The organism is Burkholderia sp. RF4-BP95 (genome assembly GCF_001521985.1).
GTDB lineage: Bacteria > Pseudomonadota > Gammaproteobacteria > Burkholderiales > Burkholderiaceae > Burkholderia > Burkholderia diffusa.
The window spans coordinates 92322-107768 of the sequence record NZ_LOSX01000026.1 but is presented as its reverse complement, the minus strand read 5'-3'; the positions used below and the strand labels follow the sequence as shown (position 1 = coordinate 107768).

Annotated in this window: 16 protein-coding genes; 2 read left to right on the top strand and 14 right to left on the bottom strand. The window is 66.5% G+C overall.

Translation table 11 applies throughout. The annotated features are described in order from the left end of the window. Positions 1-33: 33 nt before the first annotated feature. The 14 genes from WS46_RS10640 to WS46_RS35240 form a co-directional block, all read right to left on the bottom strand. Complete coding sequence (locus WS46_RS10640; RefSeq protein ID WP_059536055.1) at positions 34-1011, bottom strand: type II secretion system F family protein; 978 nt, start codon at positions 1009-1011, stop codon at positions 34-36. A gap of 33 nt (positions 1012-1044) precedes the next feature. Beyond that, positions 1045-2412 (bottom strand): CpaF family protein, encoded by a 1368-nt coding sequence (locus WS46_RS10635; RefSeq protein WP_059536051.1) that lies wholly within the window; start codon positions 2410-2412, stop codon positions 1045-1047. A 19-nt stretch (positions 2413-2431) separates the two neighbouring features. Next, positions 2432-3640 (bottom strand): AAA family ATPase, encoded by a 1209-nt coding sequence (locus WS46_RS10630; RefSeq protein WP_059690484.1) that lies wholly within the window; start codon positions 3638-3640, stop codon positions 2432-2434. 22 nt (positions 3641-3662) lie between these two features. After that, the gene (locus WS46_RS10625; RefSeq protein ID WP_059536043.1) at positions 3663-4106 is read right to left on the bottom strand and encodes a TadE/TadG family type IV pilus assembly protein; all 444 of its coding nucleotides are present in this window, start codon (positions 4104-4106) and stop codon (positions 3663-3665) included. Further along, entirely contained in the window at positions 4103-4636 is a 534-nt protein-coding gene (locus tag WS46_RS10620) for a TadE/TadG family type IV pilus assembly protein (RefSeq protein ID WP_059690483.1), read from the bottom strand. The genes WS46_RS10625 and WS46_RS10620 overlap by 4 nt, the downstream gene beginning before the upstream one ends. A 13-nt stretch (positions 4637-4649) precedes the next feature. Continuing rightward, positions 4650-5921 carry a pilus assembly protein TadG-related protein gene (locus WS46_RS10615; RefSeq protein WP_059690482.1) on the bottom strand — a complete coding sequence of 424 codons (1272 nt, stop codon included), beginning with the start codon at positions 5919-5921 and terminating at the stop codon, positions 4650-4652. A 25-nt stretch (positions 5922-5946) separates the two neighbouring features. After that, the gene (locus tag WS46_RS10610) at positions 5947-6246 is read right to left on the bottom strand and encodes a hypothetical protein (protein WP_059594593.1); all 300 of its coding nucleotides are present in this window, start codon (positions 6244-6246) and stop codon (positions 5947-5949) included. A gap of 20 nt (positions 6247-6266) precedes the next feature. Next, positions 6267-8219, bottom strand: a complete 1953-nt coding sequence (locus WS46_RS10605) for a type II and III secretion system protein family protein (RefSeq protein WP_059690481.1) — start codon at positions 8217-8219, stop codon at positions 6267-6269. 115 nt (positions 8220-8334) lie between these two features. After that, positions 8335-9180, bottom strand: a complete 846-nt coding sequence (cpaB, locus tag WS46_RS10600; protein ID WP_059536027.1) for a Flp pilus assembly protein CpaB — start codon at positions 9178-9180, stop codon at positions 8335-8337. A gap of 35 nt (positions 9181-9215) precedes the next feature. Then, on the bottom strand, positions 9216-10616 hold the full coding sequence (locus WS46_RS10595) for an ATP-binding protein (protein ID WP_059690480.1): 1401 nt from the start codon (positions 10614-10616) through the stop codon (positions 9216-9218). A 32-nt stretch (positions 10617-10648) separates the two neighbouring features. Further along, on the bottom strand, positions 10649-11188 hold the full coding sequence (locus WS46_RS10590; RefSeq protein WP_059690479.1) for a prepilin peptidase: 540 nt from the start codon (positions 11186-11188) through the stop codon (positions 10649-10651). Between the two features lie 31 nt (positions 11189-11219). Further along, positions 11220-11426 (bottom strand): Flp family type IVb pilin, encoded by a 207-nt coding sequence (locus WS46_RS10585; RefSeq protein ID WP_059536016.1) that lies wholly within the window; start codon positions 11424-11426, stop codon positions 11220-11222. A gap of 167 nt (positions 11427-11593) precedes the next feature. Next, positions 11594-11776 (bottom strand): Flp family type IVb pilin, encoded by a 183-nt coding sequence (locus WS46_RS10580; protein WP_059451855.1) that lies wholly within the window; start codon positions 11774-11776, stop codon positions 11594-11596. Between the two features lie 100 nt (positions 11777-11876). Then, positions 11877-12104 carry a hypothetical protein gene (locus WS46_RS35240; RefSeq protein ID WP_156443116.1) on the bottom strand — a complete coding sequence of 76 codons (228 nt, stop codon included), beginning with the start codon at positions 12102-12104 and terminating at the stop codon, positions 11877-11879. A 710-nt stretch (positions 12105-12814) separates the two neighbouring features. Between WS46_RS35240 and WS46_RS10575 the strand changes: the two genes are divergently transcribed. Together WS46_RS10575 and WS46_RS10570 are read left to right on the top strand one after the other, a co-directional pair. Beyond that, entirely contained in the window at positions 12815-14053 is a 1239-nt protein-coding gene (locus WS46_RS10575; RefSeq protein ID WP_059690478.1) for a glycosyltransferase family 87 protein, read from the top strand. Beyond that, the gene (locus WS46_RS10570) at positions 14050-15429 is read left to right on the top strand and encodes a glycosyltransferase family 87 protein (protein WP_059690477.1); all 1380 of its coding nucleotides are present in this window, start codon (positions 14050-14052) and stop codon (positions 15427-15429) included. Before WS46_RS10575 ends, WS46_RS10570 begins: the two co-directional genes overlap by 4 nt. The last annotated feature ends 18 nt before the right edge of the window (positions 15430-15447 follow it).

The following is a 15447-nucleotide window of genomic DNA, read 5'->3' as shown; positions in this document are numbered from 1 at the left end:
CCTCGAATCGGTTCGTGAAGCCTGAGACACGCGTCAGACGCGAATCCGGATGATGCGGCGAATCCACAGCATGCCGAATGCCATCGACCCCAGCATCACGCCAACCATCTTGATGCCGGCCGGATCCTGCCAGAGCACCGACAGAAACTCCCGGTTCAACACCGCCATCATGCCCGCCGTGCCGAACGGCAGCAGCCCGAGGATCCAGGCCGACAGCCGCCCTTCCGCCGACAGCACGCGGACCTTGTCGAACAGCTTGAAGCGCTCGCGAACCAGCGATGCGATGCTGTCGAGCAGCTCGGCCAGGTTGCCGCCGGTCTCGCGCTGGATCAGCACCGCGATCACGAAGTAGCGCAGATCGTGGGCCGGCACGCGCGTCGCGAGGTTCACCAGCGCATCGTGCAGCGATACGCCGTAATTGATCTCGTCGAACGTGATCCGGAATTCACCGCCCATCGGATCGGGAAACTCCTCGCCGACCATGCCGAGCGCGCTCGTAAAGGAGTGCCCGGAGCGCAGCGCGCGCGCGATCATGTCGCAGATATCCGGCAGCTGGCGCTCGAGCTTGAGCATCCGCCGGTTGCGATGCCGCATCACGTACAAGGCCGGAAAGCACGCGGTCAGCAACGCAATCGGCACCACGGCGATCAGCGGCAACGGGGTGAACAACAGGACGAGCATCGCCGTCACCGGCAATACCGTGCTGTACACGACGAGCTTCGCCACCGTCCAGTCGAGCCCCGATTGCTGCAGCAGCAGGTCCACCGACTGCACACGCGGCACGCGCAGCAGCAGCCGGTCGAACGGTTTCGACTCGTCGAGCATCCGCTTCTTGAGAATCGACAGCCGCTCCTGCTGCACGCTGCCGCCGGCCGACATCGCGCGCAGGCGCGACTCGATCCGGCGTGCCGCGGCACCGTGGCGTGAGTTCCACCATTGATAGACGCCTTCGATCGCGAGCACGACCGCGACGAAGGTGAGAATCACAAAACCGTAGAATATCGAGTCCATGAGACCTCCCCGGAATCAGACGAACGCGCGCCGTCACTTCGTCTCGTAACGCTGCGCCGGGTCGTAGAGTGAATCCGGCAGGTTGATGCCGAACGCCTGCAGCCGCTCGGCGAACTTCGGCCGCACGCCGGTCGCGCAGAAGTGTCCGCGCACCGTTCCGTCGCGATCCATGCCGGTGCGCTTGAACGTGAAGATCTCCTGCATGTTGATGATGTCGCCTTCCATCCCGGTCAGCTCCTGGATGCTGACGATCTTGCGCTTGCCGTCGGTGAGCCGCGTCGCCTGGACCACCACCGAGATCGCCGACGCGATCTGCTGGCGCATCGTCTTCGGCGGCAGCGTCAGGCCGCCGACGCTGATCATGTTCTCGAGCCGCGTGAGCGCGTCGCGCGGCGTGTTGGCGTGAATCGTCGCGAGCGAGCCTTCGTGGCCGGTGTTCATCGCATTGAGCATGTCGAGCGCTTCCGCGCCGCGCACTTCGCCGAGAATGATCCGGTCCGGCCGCATCCGCAGCGCGTTGCGCACGAGCGTGCGCTGCGTGATCTCGCCCTTGCCCTCGATGTTCGGTGGCCTCGTTTCGAGCCGCAGCACGTGGGGCTGCTGAAGCTGCAGCTCCGCCGCATCCTCGATCGTCACGATCCGCTCCGATCGCGGGATGAAGCCCGACAGGATGTTGAGCAGCGTCGTCTTGCCGCTGCCGGTCCCGCCCGACACGAGCACGTTCACTTTCGCCCTGGCCAGCGCATCGAGCAGTTCCGCCATCGGCGGCGTGAGGCTCTGGTAACTCACGAGGTCGTCCATCTTCAGCGGGTTGACCGCGAAACGCCGGATCGACATCAGCGGCCCGTCGATCGCCGACGGCGGAATGATCGCGTTCACGCGCGAGCCGTCCGGCAAACGCGCATCGACCATCGGGGTCGATTCGTCGATTCGGCGCCCGACCCGCGACACGATCTTCTCGATCACCTTCATCAGGTGCGCGTCGTCGTAGAACGTCACGTCGGTCAGCTCGAGCTGGCCGGCGCGCTCGACGTACACCTGGCGGTACGTGTTCACGAGGATGTCGGAGATGCCGGGGTCGCGCAGCAGCGCCTCCAGCGGTCCGAAGCCGAACATTTCGTCATACACGTCGATCACGAGCTGACGCCGCTCGATGTCGTTCGCGAGCAGGCGCTCCTCGTCGAGGATGCGCGAGATCAGCGCCGCGATTTCCTGCCGCACCTGTTCCTGCGGCAGGCGCGACAGGCGCTCCAGCTCGACCCGCTCAAGAACCGCCAGATGAATTTCACGGCGCAGCTTCTGGTACGCGTCGCGTACCGACGAATGCGTCGCACCTGCCGGTTCGGTGCCCGCCGCCTGCGGCTGCGTCCGGTACAAGGACATCTGTTCGCGCAATGACATGATGGTTTCCCCGAAAGATTCACATGGACTTGAGCTTCGGCGTGGCCTTGCGGCCGAACAGCCGTGACATCAACGGTTCGCTGCTGGACGTGTCGTGCCGGGTGCGCACGTCCCCTTCGACGATCTGCTTCGCACAGGCCTGCAACGCACGCGTCACCGCGGCGCTGCGTGCGACGCGCGAGACCGGATGCCCCTGGTCGAGCGCCTCGCGCACGGTGTCGGCGTCGTCGGGTATCGTGCTGCTCGCATGCAGGCCGAGCACTTCCTCGAGCGCGGTGCGGGACCGTTCGCTCGCGCGCGTCATCCGGTTCACCACCAGCCGCATCTGGTCGGTCGGGTAGCCGAGCGACACGAGAATCTCCAGCAGCCGGCGGCCCGCGCGCACGTGCGGCATCGCCGGCTGCAGCACGAGCTGGATCTGGTCGCAGCGATCCAGTGCGATCATCGACAGCGGATTGATGCTCACGCCGATGTCGAAGATCACGAAGTCGTAGCGCGGCGCCGCGACGCCGAGGATCCATTCGAGCGCATCCTCGCGCATCTCCGCGGCCTTGACCGGGTCGCCCGCACCCGCGAGCACGTGGAAGTTCTGCGTCACGTGCGCGACGCTCGCGTCGAGAAACGCGCCGTCGAGTCGCTCGATCTGCGCGCACAGCTGCGGCAGCGTCGACGGCGGCGTCTCGTCGCTGACGAGGAACGCGGCATCCGCGAACTGTTGGTTCAGATCGACCAGCAGCACGCGGCGCTTGTGGGTTTCGGCGATTTCGTACGCGACGTTGCTCGCGGCGAAGCTCGTGCCCGAGCCGCCCTTGCACGACATGAACGACACGAAGCGCGTATCGTCGCCGTCGCGCCGCGTGCTTTGCGCGGCGGCACGCTCGAGCGCGCGGGCGAGCGCCGCGGGATCGAGCGGCCACTGCAGCACGTCGCGCGCGCCGGCGCGCATCGCGTCCAGCAGCACGTTCGGCGCCGCATCGGCCGTCACCAGAATGCAGGTCAGGCCCGGGTGCAGCCGGCAGATCCGTTCGAGCGCCGACAGCTCGGACGCGTCGGTCGTCGCGCCGTCGATCAGCAGGATATCGAATGAATCGAGCCCGTCCGTTCGATGCTCGATCTGGGACGGCCGTCCATGCGCGCGTGTCACGCGATAGTGTCCGCTGTCGGTGACCAGGCGCGCGGTCTGCGTGAGCCGGGCGGTATCGTCGGCAGCTACGAGGATATTGATCATGACTGTGCCTCGTCGGTTTCGATTATTGACAGGCGCTACCGCCCGTCGAGGAGTTCAGGCTTTCCCGCGACATCGTCGTGGTGAACGGCGGCATCGTGATCGCGACGTTCGCGATCGGAATCATCGTCCTGACCGTGACGTTGGTGATGCTGACGGTCACGAACGAGCAGGAGCTCACGTCGCAACCCGACGGCGTGTAGCTAACCGACACGTTCGCGTTCGACAGCATCGGCATCAGCGACTTCACGCGCTTCACGACGCCGGCGGCGTTCACGTCGCAGACGATCGCCGTGCGTGCGCCGAGCCGGATGGCCTCGGTCGCGGTGTTCCAGTAAAACAGCACGCGCCCGAATTCGAAGATGCCGATCAGCAGCATGATCAGGATCGATGCGATCAGCGCGAACTCGACGATCGTCGCGCCGCGTTGGCCGCGACGGCGCGACAGCGGGAAGGGGCGCGCGTTCATGACACTTGCCTCATCACGGTGACGATGTTGCCGAAGGTGATCGACGACAGCCCCGGGTAGGCCGGAATCGGCTGGTACTGATAGCCCTTCACCTTCACCTCGACGACGTTGATGCTGCCGGTCGCCGTGCCGCTTGCCGCGTTGTTGGTCGAGTCGTAGGTCGGCAGGTTCGCGAACTGCGGCGGGTCGGACGCGTCGGCGCAATCGGTCGAATGCGCGGCGTCGCACACGATCACCATCGATGTCGTGAGCCCCGGCACCAGCTCGGTGCCGGCAGACCCGCAGGTCGTGTTGCCGTAGACGACCAGGCACTGCGCCGCCGCGAGCGGATAGGCGCTGTCGGCCGGCAGATAGACCGACAGGTAGCGCGCCGCGTCGCGCGTCGCCTTGGTGAGGGTCTCGTACTGATAGATCGCGCGGCCGAACTCGGCCACACCGGTCGCGAGCACGATCATCGGCATCAGCACGAGCGCGAACTCGACCGCGGCGACACCGCGCATGCGCGACCGGCGAATCGGGAACCTTTTCATGATCGCGTCTCCTCTATTGAACGAGCATCGGCACCTTGAGGCCGACCGAGCTGCCGCTGCCCGGCAAACCGTGCGTCGCGCAAGGCGTGTTGCCGGATGACGCCGAGCCGAGGTATTCGAGATGCGCGACGACCCCGCCGGCGCCCGGGCTGAACGGCAGCGGATCGAGCATCAGCACGCAGTCCCACTGCGTGACGGTCAACTGGTTGCTTGCCCCACTCAGCGTCGAGCAGTCGCCCTCGGGGGCAAGTGCGACGCGGCGGTCGCCGCCGAACGTCTGATAGTTGCTTGCCGTGGCGGTCCCATTGGTCGCAATGCCGCTGCCGGCCGGCGGCGCGCCGTCGCCCTGGTAGGACTTGAAGCTTGCGCGATCGAGCACGAACTGCGTGTACGCGTCGCCGACGATGCCCGCGGTTCCCGGCGGCCCGTAGTTGGGGCCGACGTATGCGTAGCCGGTGAAGTCCGGCTGGCCGCTCGAGCCGTTGGCGCCGTTCGTGTAGATGCCGAAACGGGTATTCCAGGCGCGCAGCGACGCGGACTTCAGGCCCGTCGAACCGAGCTTGGGCGGCGACGTGATGTTGCAGGTATTGCCGGACAATTCGCTCGCGATGGTCGTTTCGTTCGTCGAACCGTCGAGCGCGGCCCAGCCGAAATTGCCGGGCCCGTACGTCGACGACGAGCCGGACGGCGACGCGATCCAGTCGCCCACCTTGTACGGCGCGGTGGACGACGCCCGGCACACGAACACCGGGATCGCACAGGTGGTCTGTCCGGCGCCGACCGTCGCGATCGCGCTCGCCGATACCTGCGCCGCGTTCGCGACCTGCACGCCGGGAATCGTGTTGAGCACTTCGATGAACCAGTGCGCGATGTTGGTCAACTGCGCGGTGCACTTCACATACTTGATGTTCGCCGGCGTGGCGACCGCCGTCTTCGTCAGGAACGAATTGGTCAGCGAATCGCTGAACGTGACGTTCGAATCCGTTTGCATCTGCACCGCGTTCTGCTGAAAGAACGCGAAATTCGAGTGGCCGGCGGCGATGCCGTCCGCCTCCGCGACCTGCAGGCTGATGGCCGACGTGAGGTCGCGCGCAGCGGACAGCGCGCATGAGTCGGCGCTGTTCTGCAGTTCGCTGCGCGTGACGTACAGCTTGCCAAGGTCCAGCGCGAGACCGACGAACCCGATCATCACCGCCAGTGCGAGGCCGACGATGATCGCGACGGCGCCTTGCTGGCGACGCATACCGCGACGCGTGAGTTTCGGATGACGAGCTGCGCTGGACATGGCGTTCTCCCTGAGCGTGCCTGTGTTATTGCCCCGACGACTTGCCGATCCCGATCACGAATGCATTGGCTTTCGGTTCGGGCTGCTTGAACGACTTGTCGTAGTTGTCGAGCGCGGACGCGGCGGCGCTGCCGTCGACCCCCTGCCGCGAGGCCGCGTGTTCGGCGGCATGCGGATCGATGATCTGGGCTTGCGTGACGGCGCGGACCGAGTCGCCGAAGCGGCTGTCCCACACCGGCGTGGATGACATGCAGCCGGCAAGCGCGAACGCGAGCGGGACGGCGAGCGCCGCACGGCGCACGAATACGAGGTAGGCGGATTTCATGAGCTTCCCCTTGGATGGCTTCAACGATCGTTGGACGCGGGTTCCGCATTCGCCCGCGCGATCTGCGCGTGGGCGGCGGCCGGCAGACTCTGCTTCGAACGCGGCGCCGGTTTTGCCGGCGTGTCGGAGCCGGCCGCCGCGAGACGCGCGGCAGCGGCTTCGATGCGCGCGATCCGTGCCGCGCTGGCCGCGTCGGCCTGTGGTTGCGGCCGCAACGGCACGGCAGGCACCGGTTCGACGTTCACCGCCCCCGCCGTGGCGGCCGCTGCGGCCGCCGGCTTCTCGGGCTGCGCCGGCACCGGTGCCGGTGCCGGTGCTTCGGCAGGTTGCGGCGCACGCGGTGCGGGCAGCGCGGCGGCCGGTGCAGCCGATTGCGGCGCGGGAGCCGGTGCCGGCGTCTGCGGTGCATTCATCGCGCCGCTCGCCGGTTGCGCGCCCGCCTTGCGGACACCCTTGCGGCCTTCCATGTTGCCGGTCGCATACACGTCTGCTTCGTTGGGCTTCGAGAAGCTGTCGGTCGGCAGCGGCAGGTCGGCGGTCTGCAACGGCCTCACCAGGTGCGGCGTGATCACGAAGATCAGCTCGGTGCGGTCCTGCTGGAACGACGTGCTGCGGAACAGCGCGCCGAGCACCGGCACCTCGCCGACGCCGGGAATCGCCTTCAGCGCGCCGCTCGCGTTGTCCTTGATCAGCCCGCCGATCGCGAACGATTCGCCGTCGCCCATCTGGACCGTCGTCGACGCGCGCCGGGTCGTGATCAGCGGCAGGATCGAGGTGCCGCCGATGTTGGTCGCGCTCAGCGTGACGCCCGTCTGCGACAGTTCCGACACTTCCGGCGCGACCTTCAGGCTGATCCGACCGTTGCCCAGCACCGTCGGCGTGAACTTCAGCGCGACGCCGAACTCCTCTTCCTGCAGCGTGATCGTCGACGTGCCCGTCCCGCTGCTCTGCGGCACCGGGATGAAGATCTTGCCGCCGGCGAGGAACGTCGCCTCCTGGCCGCTGATCGTCACGAGGTTCGGCTCCGCGAGGATCTTGACGAGGTTGTCGGTGTTCTGCGCATCGGCCGCGATGCTGAACGGCTTGTTGTTCGCCTTGTTGAAGACCGCGGCGCTTGCGACACCCGCGAGCAGGTTGCTGACGAGCGCGCCGCTCCAGGAGCCGAAGCCGCCCTGGATGTTGAATGCGCTGCCCATCTGGTTGATCAGCGTCTTCGACACTTCGGCGACCTTCACCTCGAGCATCACCTGCTGCGGCGACGTGACGGCCAGCATGTTCAGCACGCCGGCGCCCTTGCCGCTGCCGTCGCCGGCGCTTTCGCTGTATGCGCGGGCGATCTGCACCGCCTGCTGCGCGGCCTGCGAGTTCGACACGTTGCCCGCCAGCACGATCGTGCCGGCGGCGGTCGAGACGTGGATGTCGCGCTCGTTCGGCATCAGCTGCGTCAGCGACGCCTGCAGGCCGCCGGCGTCCGCGCCGACCGCCACGTCGATCACGCGGCATGCGCCGCTGCGGCCCTGCACGATCATGTTGGTCGTGCCGACCGTCAGCCCGAGGATGTACAGCGTCTGCGGCGACACCATCGTCGCCTGCGCGACGGCCGGGTTGCCGATGGTCCGGTTGCGGACCGGCTCCGGCATCGGCACCAGCAGCGACTTGCCGAGCGGCACGCTGACGCTGGTCGACTCGCGCACCGCGCCCACGCAATTCGGTCCGCGCAGCGGGCCTGCCGACGCGGCAGGCGCGGCGGCAACCGCCGGCGCCATGCTGATCGTCATCTGCATCGGCCCCTTGGCGACGGCAGCCGGCGCGCTCGCGCCGCCTTTCATCAGCGCGGCCGATTCCGCGCCTTCCTGGGCCAGCGCGCTGTATACCGTCAGCCACCCCGTACACAGGATCGCGGCCATCATCATGCCCCGTGCGATGCGTGTGCGCACCGGGCCGGTACCTGAATGTTGCGGATTGATCTTCATTTCGTCTGATCCCCCGAGTGACCGGCGAGCCGCCGGTTGTCGACTTCCAAGGCCGCCGTGCCCTGACGGCGGCCGATCTGGTTGATGTGTTTGTCTGGATGTGTGTTCTACGGCTTCAGAAGCATTCGACGCTGCCCCGTACTCCGGTCAGCACGCCGACACAATCGTGGCGCGCCTCCGGTGCCGCGTGCGACGCGACGTGCACGCGCACGGTCCGCACGCGTTCGTGTACCGGTGCGGGCGGTGCATCCGGCACCGGGGCCTTGCCAAGCAGCGTCAGCTTGGTCGCGCCGTCGGTCGTCAGCGTCTTCTGGTCGACCTGGTTGCGCAGCACGAGCGACAGCGTGCCGACGCTGCGCGCGAGGTCGAGGCGTTCGGCCTGGTCGGGCGTGACTTCGAGCGTCACCGCGTTGACCACCTTCGGTGCGGTGTCGTCGCGGCTGACCTGCTGCGCGACGGCCAGCACCAGGATGTGCTCGAGCACGATCTTGGAGATGCTCTGCCCGTCGGTCTTGCCCTGCTGTTCCTGCGTGTTGACGATCACGTCGACGTAGTTGCCCGGCAGCGCGAAGCCCGCAACGCCGACCACGTCGTTCACGCGCACGGTGATCGCACGGCTGCCGTCGGCGATCACGGCGGACAGCCCGCCTTTCGTGCCGACCGGCGCGAGCTTCGACTCGATCACCGGCTCGCCGCGCGCGAGGCTCGTGCGCACGACGCGCCCTTCGAGTTCCTTCGTGTCGGTGAACGCGCCGGTCGGCACGCTGCCCGACGGCCAGCTCACCATGCGGATCTGGTTCGGCCCGAGCGGCTCGCCCAGGTTCAGGTCGGTGGTCGCCACCGCGACCGACGTGACCGAGCTGCTGGATGTATTCATCAACCAGCGGGACGCGAACACGACCGCGGCAAGCCCCGCGACCATCGCGACGATCAGCATCATGAGCGCTCGACTGTTTTTCATGGCAATGCTCCTCAACGAATCGTGAAAGAAACGGCTCAACCGGTTATGACTGTGTGACCGCCGTGCTCGGCAGGCGGCAGATATCCGCCGTCGCGCTCGGGCGCCGTGCCGAAATAACTGGCCCATGCGTCGTGCAGCGCGTCGTGCGTCACTTCGGGCGGATCGCCGCGATACCGCGCGCCGGCGGCGACGAGGCGCAGCAGATCCATCGGGAAGCATGCGAGATATGCCTTGCCGGTCGGCAGGTGCAGCCGGTGCAGCAGATAGTCGAAGGCGTCCTGCGTCGACACCAGTCCGAGCGACTCGCATGCGGCGTCGAACACCGCGCGGTAGTGGTCGATCGACAGCGGGCCGACGTGAAGCTTGGAACCGAGCCGGCGCAGGAATGCGTCGTCGGCGAACTGCTCCGGCGCCAGGTTGCTCGAGAACACCGGCCAGACGTCGAACGGCAGCACGAATCGATTGCCGGACTCGAGCGTCAGGAAGTCGACGCCGCGATCGAGCGGACGCAGCCAGCGGTTGAGCAGGTCGCGCGGCTCGACGCGCTGGCGGCCGAGATCGTCGACGATGTACATGCCCATGTTCGCCTTCATGTGCGGCGGCGCCTGGTAGAAGCCCGCCGCCTCATCGCGGCGCAGGTCGAGCTCGTCGAGCGTCAGCTCGCCGCCGGACATCACGACCGGCCGCTCGCACAGGCGCCAGCGGCGATCGATCGACTGGCCCTCCGTTTGCGACGGCGCGTCGACATGCACGAGCGGATCGTAGATCTGGATCACTTCCCCGGCGGCGTAGATCGCATACGGCACCGGTACATGGCCGCCCATCAACGCGCCGAGCCGCTCGGCGAGGAAGGTCTTGCCGCTGCCGGCGGGGCCGTAGATCAGCAGCGGACGGCCGGAGTTCAGCGCGGCGGCGGCCGAGTCGAGTACCGACGTGTCCATCACGACGCCTTCGAATACGGCCCATACGTCGTTCTGGGCCACGCGCAGCTTGCGTACCGAATGGGTGGACACGCTGTCGAGATACGCGTCGAGCGTCACCGGCGCGGGCCCGCTGTACGTGCTGCGCGCGCACTCTTCGAGCGCGGCCACGCGGCCCGCGTCGGTCAGGCGGAACGTCACGTCGAGGTCCGTCTTGCCGCGATGGGTGAGTTCGACCAGATGCTCGCGTACCAGGAACGCGAAGATGTCGTCGAGCACCGCGAGCGGCAGGCAGTGGCGCTCGATCAGGTCGCCGTAGGACGGCCGGCCGAGCACCAGCGTCGACTTCAGCACGAGCCCCGCGACGAACGACTGGCTCAGTCCGGTTTCCTCGAGCGAGCGCGGCGCGGCAGGCAACTGCGTGCCCGGCTTCGCATAAGCCTCCCGCAACGGCGACGGATGCGGCAGGTGCGTAACCTGCGCGTCGCGCTTCGGTTCGGTGGGGATCGTGTTCATGTGCGTTTCATCCTCGTTGCGGGTTCGTCGCGCTAGACGCGCGAAACGAACAGCATGCCCAGCGTGCCGGCGGCAATCGCGACGCCATACGGCAACGCGCCGACCGACGCGACTTCCACGGGGCCGTCGGTTTCCCCTGCATACGCGCGGATCGAGCGATGCGCGATCAGCGCCCGGACGTTCGCCCACATCTGGCGCATCCGCCCGCGCACCAGCACAAGGCCGATCGCGCCGATCCCGCCGGCCAGAAAGGTGGCCAGCACGATGTAGAACGTCATCTGTGCGCCGACCCATGCGCCGATCGCCAGCATCAGCTTCACGTCGCCTGCGGCCATCCCGCGCAGCAGATAGAACGGCATCAGCATGCCGAAGCCGGTCGCCGCGCCGCCAAGCCACGCGAGTGCGCCGGCCTGGACCCCGTGCAGCGCGCACTGGGCGATCAGCGCACCGGCCAGCCCGATCGCGACGAGCCGGTTCGGGATGCGTCGGCTCGTGATGTCCGTGCTGGCCGCGACGACGACGAGCACCGTCACGCACAACGGGACCGGATAAGGCAGCGCGGCAGGCAACATGGCGAACCTCGATTGGCTGTAATAGTCGGAATCACTGACCCAGTGCGGTATTGACCGCCGCGGTCACGATCGACGCGATCATGTTGTACGCGTCTTCAACCGAACCTTTCAGTGTGACCACGCTTCCCAGCACGATGGTGGCGAACACTGCCGCGATCAGCGCGTACTCGATCGACGTCACCCCCTGCTCGTCGCCGATCCATCGCGACACCGCTACCGCACGTCCGCTGGTCCGCATGACAGCCTCCGATTCGGTTGGTCAAGAGAGCGGGGAGACTCGCGCAGTGCACCGGCCGAGTCGTCCGCCGTTCGATCCATTCGACATCTGTTGGTTGAGTGTCCGGCCCTGCACCATCGACGGGATGGCGACGAACGGGCCGGACCCGCCGTTCGCCGCCCCGCCATTCAGATCGCCGCGTTGAGATCGTCTGCAATCGTGTTGAAGACGGTCTTGAGGTCGTTGCCGACCAGCGTCAGTGCTGCAACGAGGCCAACTGCGATCAGTGCGGCAATCAGGCCGTATTCGATGGCCGTCACGCCTTGTTCGTCTTGAACGAAACCGCGGATCTTCTGGATGAACGTGGACATGGCTACTCTCCTTTCGCACTACTATGAAAATCCCGTTGTCGGGGATCGACGCGGGGAGCGGGGGTACTACCGGAACAACACAAGGATTCGGATGCTGCGCTCAGCGACGCACACGGCAGGGTACGAGCCTGGCCTGGCGAACGATGGTCGGTGAGCTGATGCGTGCGATATCCATGCGCGCTGCGATCTGGCGAATGACGCGATCGAGCAGAACGGCGAAACGACCGTTCCGTGCATGAATACGGATTGAGCGAATGACGCTGATGCGTCGATGCGACTGCGGGTCTTCTGCGCGGCATGCGAGCCGCGGCGTGCTCTGGTCTTTCATTTTTATTCCCCAATGCTGTCATGTGATTCTTTTTGCGCGGACAATGCCGTCGCCTATTCGCCCAGTCGACGTTTCCGGCGGTTTTCAAGGCCTGGGCGGCGTATTCCCCGACGCGCCCTCGATCCGTTGCTTTCCGCAGGTGATTGAATCCGGTCTTGTCAGCCTGTTGCTTCAACCGGTCGTTCATCACGTCGTCGACTGTCGTGCGGACCTTGACGCAAAGAGCAGGCCAGCCGGAGGGAAAACGAGGCGCATCAAGGGTTCCGGCGATTCACCCGTCGACCGGGTTTCGGCGCACCGCACAAAATGTTTCAGATTTGATATACGCATGCGGGCCGGCGCCGCGTGCCGGCAGCGCGCCGCCGTGCTGTGCAAGGGCGCCAAAAAATTTTCTCGGGATTTTCCCGAATCCGGATCACCCGTCGCCCGACGCGCATTCCGCATACCGCCGGAGCGGCGAAAAACACGGAATGTTTCAAGCGAGAAACATCGTTTGCGCCGGTGCGGTTTTCTCAGACGTGAAAACCCGCTTTTCAGCCATGTCGCCGTCGAATCGCGATTCCACGATTCAGCCCGCGGTTTGCGTCACGCGATTTTTTCTCCAACAATGCATTCACCGGACAGCGCCATCGAGCGCGATTCGATCCGGATACACGACAACACAAAATGGCTGCCGAAGCTCGGGCAGCCTTCACTGCAAACGGGGCATCATGTACACAGCCAATCGTGGAGTGCGCTATCGCGCCAAACGCTGTGCTCAATGGTTGACGGCTGACCGGATCGTTCCGTACAGCTGCGTCATGCTGCTGCTGTGCGTGACCTTTCTGATCGTCTGGGGCGTCGTAACGGACGCCTTCACGTCCCAGTCGACGGCCCGACCGGGTGTCGACTTCTCCGTCTTCTGGACCGCGTCGCAACTCGTGCTGCAAGGCCACGCCGCAGCGATCTACGATCCGGTCTTCTTCTCTCATGCCGAGGTCGCGCGGTTCGGTGCCTATATCGGTCACCAATCGCTGCCCTGGCTCTATCCGCCGACGATGCTGCTGTTCATCGCGCCGGTTGCCCTCGTGCCTTTCCTGCCCGCGTATTTCCTCTTTTTTGCGGGCAGTCTTTTATGCTACGCGTATGCCGTCCTGAGACTGTCGGGCCTGCGTGCGCACCTGCCCGTTCCGCGCGCCGCGGCGCTCGTGGTGCTCGCCTATTCGGGCGTGTTCGCGTCCATCCTGTACGGGCAGAACAGCATCCTGACCGCCGGCATCGCCGCGCTCGCGCTGCATTTCCTCGGCCGACGCCCGATCGTCGCCGGCATGCTGATCGGGTTGCTCGCCATCAAGCCGCAGATGGCGATGGTGTTTCCGTTCGTGCTGATCGCGACGCGCTCGTGGCGAACCTTCATGTCGGCGGCGATCACGACCGTGCTGTTCACCGTGGCCGGCATTGCACTGACCGGCACGGGCTCCCTGAGCGGCCTGGCCCATGCGATGTCGATCGTGCGCGGCATGCACTTCACCCTTCCCGCCTACTGGTTCGTTTCGCCGACGACGTTCGCGGCGCTCCGCCTCGCGGGTGCATCGATTCCGGCCTCGCTCGCCGCGCAAGCCGCCGTGGGATTGCTCGCCATCACCGCCGCCGTTCAGGTCTGGCGTCGCACGGACGACATGAGGCTGCGCGGCGCGGCGCTGGTGGTCGCCACGCTGTTGTCGACGCCCTATCTGTGGCATTACGAACTGGCCTGGCTCGGCATCGCGGTCTTCTGCCTGATCGCCCACGGGCTCGATGAAGGCTGGCTGCCGGGAGATCAGATCGTGATCGTGCTCGCGTGGCTGTTGCCGGTATTCGAGGTGTTCAACCGGATCACGCGGCTGCCGCAGATCGGCCCGATCGTGCTGCTCGCCGTCCTGTTCGTCGTCGTGCGTCGCTCGACCCTCGCGTCGCGGAATGCGCAATGAAAACGCCACTCTCCCTTCTGCACGCCGATTCGGCCCTCGACGCCCATCCGGAACTGCCGATCGCCGGCCCGCGTCGTTATCCGCATTGGCTCAATCGCAATCGGGTGCGCCTCTATGCGGCGGCAGTACTGTTCACCGAGTTGCTGTTCATCTGCATCTATCTCGCACGCGTGCATGGGTCGCATACGTCCGTGCCCGAACCGCTCGCGCAGGATTTCGCGCCTATCTGGAGCGCCGCGCGGCTCGCCGCGCTCGGGCATGCGGTGGACGCATGGCAGTTCTCCTCGCTCTTCGCGATCGAGAAACTCGCGATCCCGACGCTGAACGCCGCGGACGGCTCGCTGCCGTGGCTCTATCCGCCGACCATGCTGCTGTTGGTGCTGCCGCTCGGCTGGATGCCGTACCTGCTCGCGCTGGTGCTGTGGCTCGGCGGGACCTGCATGCTGTTCGCGGTGACGATCCGCGCCACCGTGCAGCGCGATGCCGCGCTGCTCTGCGCGCTCGCGTTCCCCGGCGCGTTCCTCACGGTGATCGTCGGGCAGACGAGCCTGCTGACTGCGACGCTCGCCGGCCTCGGACTGCTGACGCTGAATCGCCGCCCCGTCATCGCCGGCATCTGCTTCGGTTTGCTGACGATGAAGCCGCAGATGGCGGTCCTGTTTCCGCTCGCGCTGCTTTGCGCCGGACAATGGCGTGCACTGGCCGCATGGGCCGCGACGATCGCCGCCGGCGTCGTGCTGACGACGCTCGCGTTCGGGATCGGGTCGTGGATCGCGTTCGCGCACGGCATCAACGACGCGTATCAGACGGTCAACGCGGGCCACGTCAAACTCGCGCGCATGCCGACCGTGTTCGCGCTCGCCACCCTCGCCGGCTGGCCCGCCTATATCGCGCGCGGCCTGCAGCTGCTCTCGGCCGCGGCCGCCGCGATCGCCGTCGTGTACGCGTGGCGCGGCGCGTGTTCGTACGCGCTGCGCGCCGCCACGCTCGCCTGCGCATGCCTGATCGTCAGCCCGTACCTGTACGACTACGACCTGACCTGGTACGGGCTCGTGATCGCGTGGTATGCGCGCTATGCGTGGACGCACGGCTGGCGCCGCTTCGATCGCGAATGGCTGATGCTGATGTGGGCGACGCCGCTCGCCGGCCTCGCGATCGTCACGCATCTGCCGTTCCAGTTCATGCCGCTCGTCACGCTGGCATCGCTGGTGCTGCTCGTCAGCCGGATTGCACAAGAAAGGCACGACGTGCCGTCGATGCCCGACGCACGCGACAACTCGACCGAGACTGGCTTCCCGCATCCGGTCCGCTCACACCACCGCCCGGCGCACGGACTGCGCCGCACCGGCCGCCCGACCTTCGGTGCCGGCCGCTGACACGCACGTCATTTCAGG

What these genes read in the sequence shown, in the direction of transcription:
- WS46_RS10610 (WP_059594593.1), bottom strand. Translation starts at nt 6,246, where the DNA reads ATGAAATCCGCCTACCTCGTATTCGTGCGCCGTGCGGCGCTCGCCGTC.
- WS46_RS10575 (WP_059690478.1), top strand. Translation starts at nt 12,815, where the DNA reads ATGTACACAGCCAATCGTGGAGTGCGCTATCGCGCCAAACGCTGTGCT.
- WS46_RS10595 (WP_059690480.1), bottom strand. Translation starts at nt 10,616, where the DNA reads ATGAACACGATCCCCACCGAACCGAAGCGCGACGCGCAGGTTACGCAC.
- WS46_RS10625 (WP_059536043.1), bottom strand. Translation starts at nt 4,106, where the DNA reads ATGAACGCGCGCCCCTTCCCGCTGTCGCGCCGTCGCGGCCAACGCGGC.
- WS46_RS10580 (WP_059451855.1), bottom strand. Translation starts at nt 11,776, where the DNA reads ATGTCCACGTTCATCCAGAAGATCCGCGGTTTCGTTCAAGACGAACAA.
- WS46_RS10635 (WP_059536051.1), bottom strand. Translation starts at nt 2,412, where the DNA reads ATGTCATTGCGCGAACAGATGTCCTTGTACCGGACGCAGCCGCAGGCG.
- WS46_RS10585 (WP_059536016.1), bottom strand. Translation starts at nt 11,426, where the DNA reads ATGCGGACCAGCGGACGTGCGGTAGCGGTGTCGCGATGGATCGGCGAC.
- WS46_RS10590 (WP_059690479.1), bottom strand. Translation starts at nt 11,188, where the DNA reads ATGTTGCCTGCCGCGCTGCCTTATCCGGTCCCGTTGTGCGTGACGGTG.
- WS46_RS10640 (WP_059536055.1), bottom strand. Translation starts at nt 1,011, where the DNA reads ATGGACTCGATATTCTACGGTTTTGTGATTCTCACCTTCGTCGCGGTC.
- WS46_RS10630 (WP_059690484.1), bottom strand. Translation starts at nt 3,640, where the DNA reads ATGATCAATATCCTCGTAGCTGCCGACGATACCGCCCGGCTCACGCAG.
- WS46_RS10570 (WP_059690477.1), top strand. Translation starts at nt 14,050, where the DNA reads ATGAAAACGCCACTCTCCCTTCTGCACGCCGATTCGGCCCTCGACGCC.
- WS46_RS10620 (WP_059690483.1), bottom strand. Translation starts at nt 4,636, where the DNA reads ATGAAAAGGTTCCCGATTCGCCGGTCGCGCATGCGCGGTGTCGCCGCG.
- cpaB (WP_059536027.1), bottom strand. Translation starts at nt 9,180, where the DNA reads ATGAAAAACAGTCGAGCGCTCATGATGCTGATCGTCGCGATGGTCGCG.
- WS46_RS10615 (WP_059690482.1), bottom strand. Translation starts at nt 5,921, where the DNA reads ATGTCCAGCGCAGCTCGTCATCCGAAACTCACGCGTCGCGGTATGCGT.
- WS46_RS35240 (WP_156443116.1), bottom strand. Translation starts at nt 12,104, where the DNA reads ATGAAAGACCAGAGCACGCCGCGGCTCGCATGCCGCGCAGAAGACCCG.
- WS46_RS10605 (WP_059690481.1), bottom strand. Translation starts at nt 8,219, where the DNA reads ATGAAGATCAATCCGCAACATTCAGGTACCGGCCCGGTGCGCACACGC.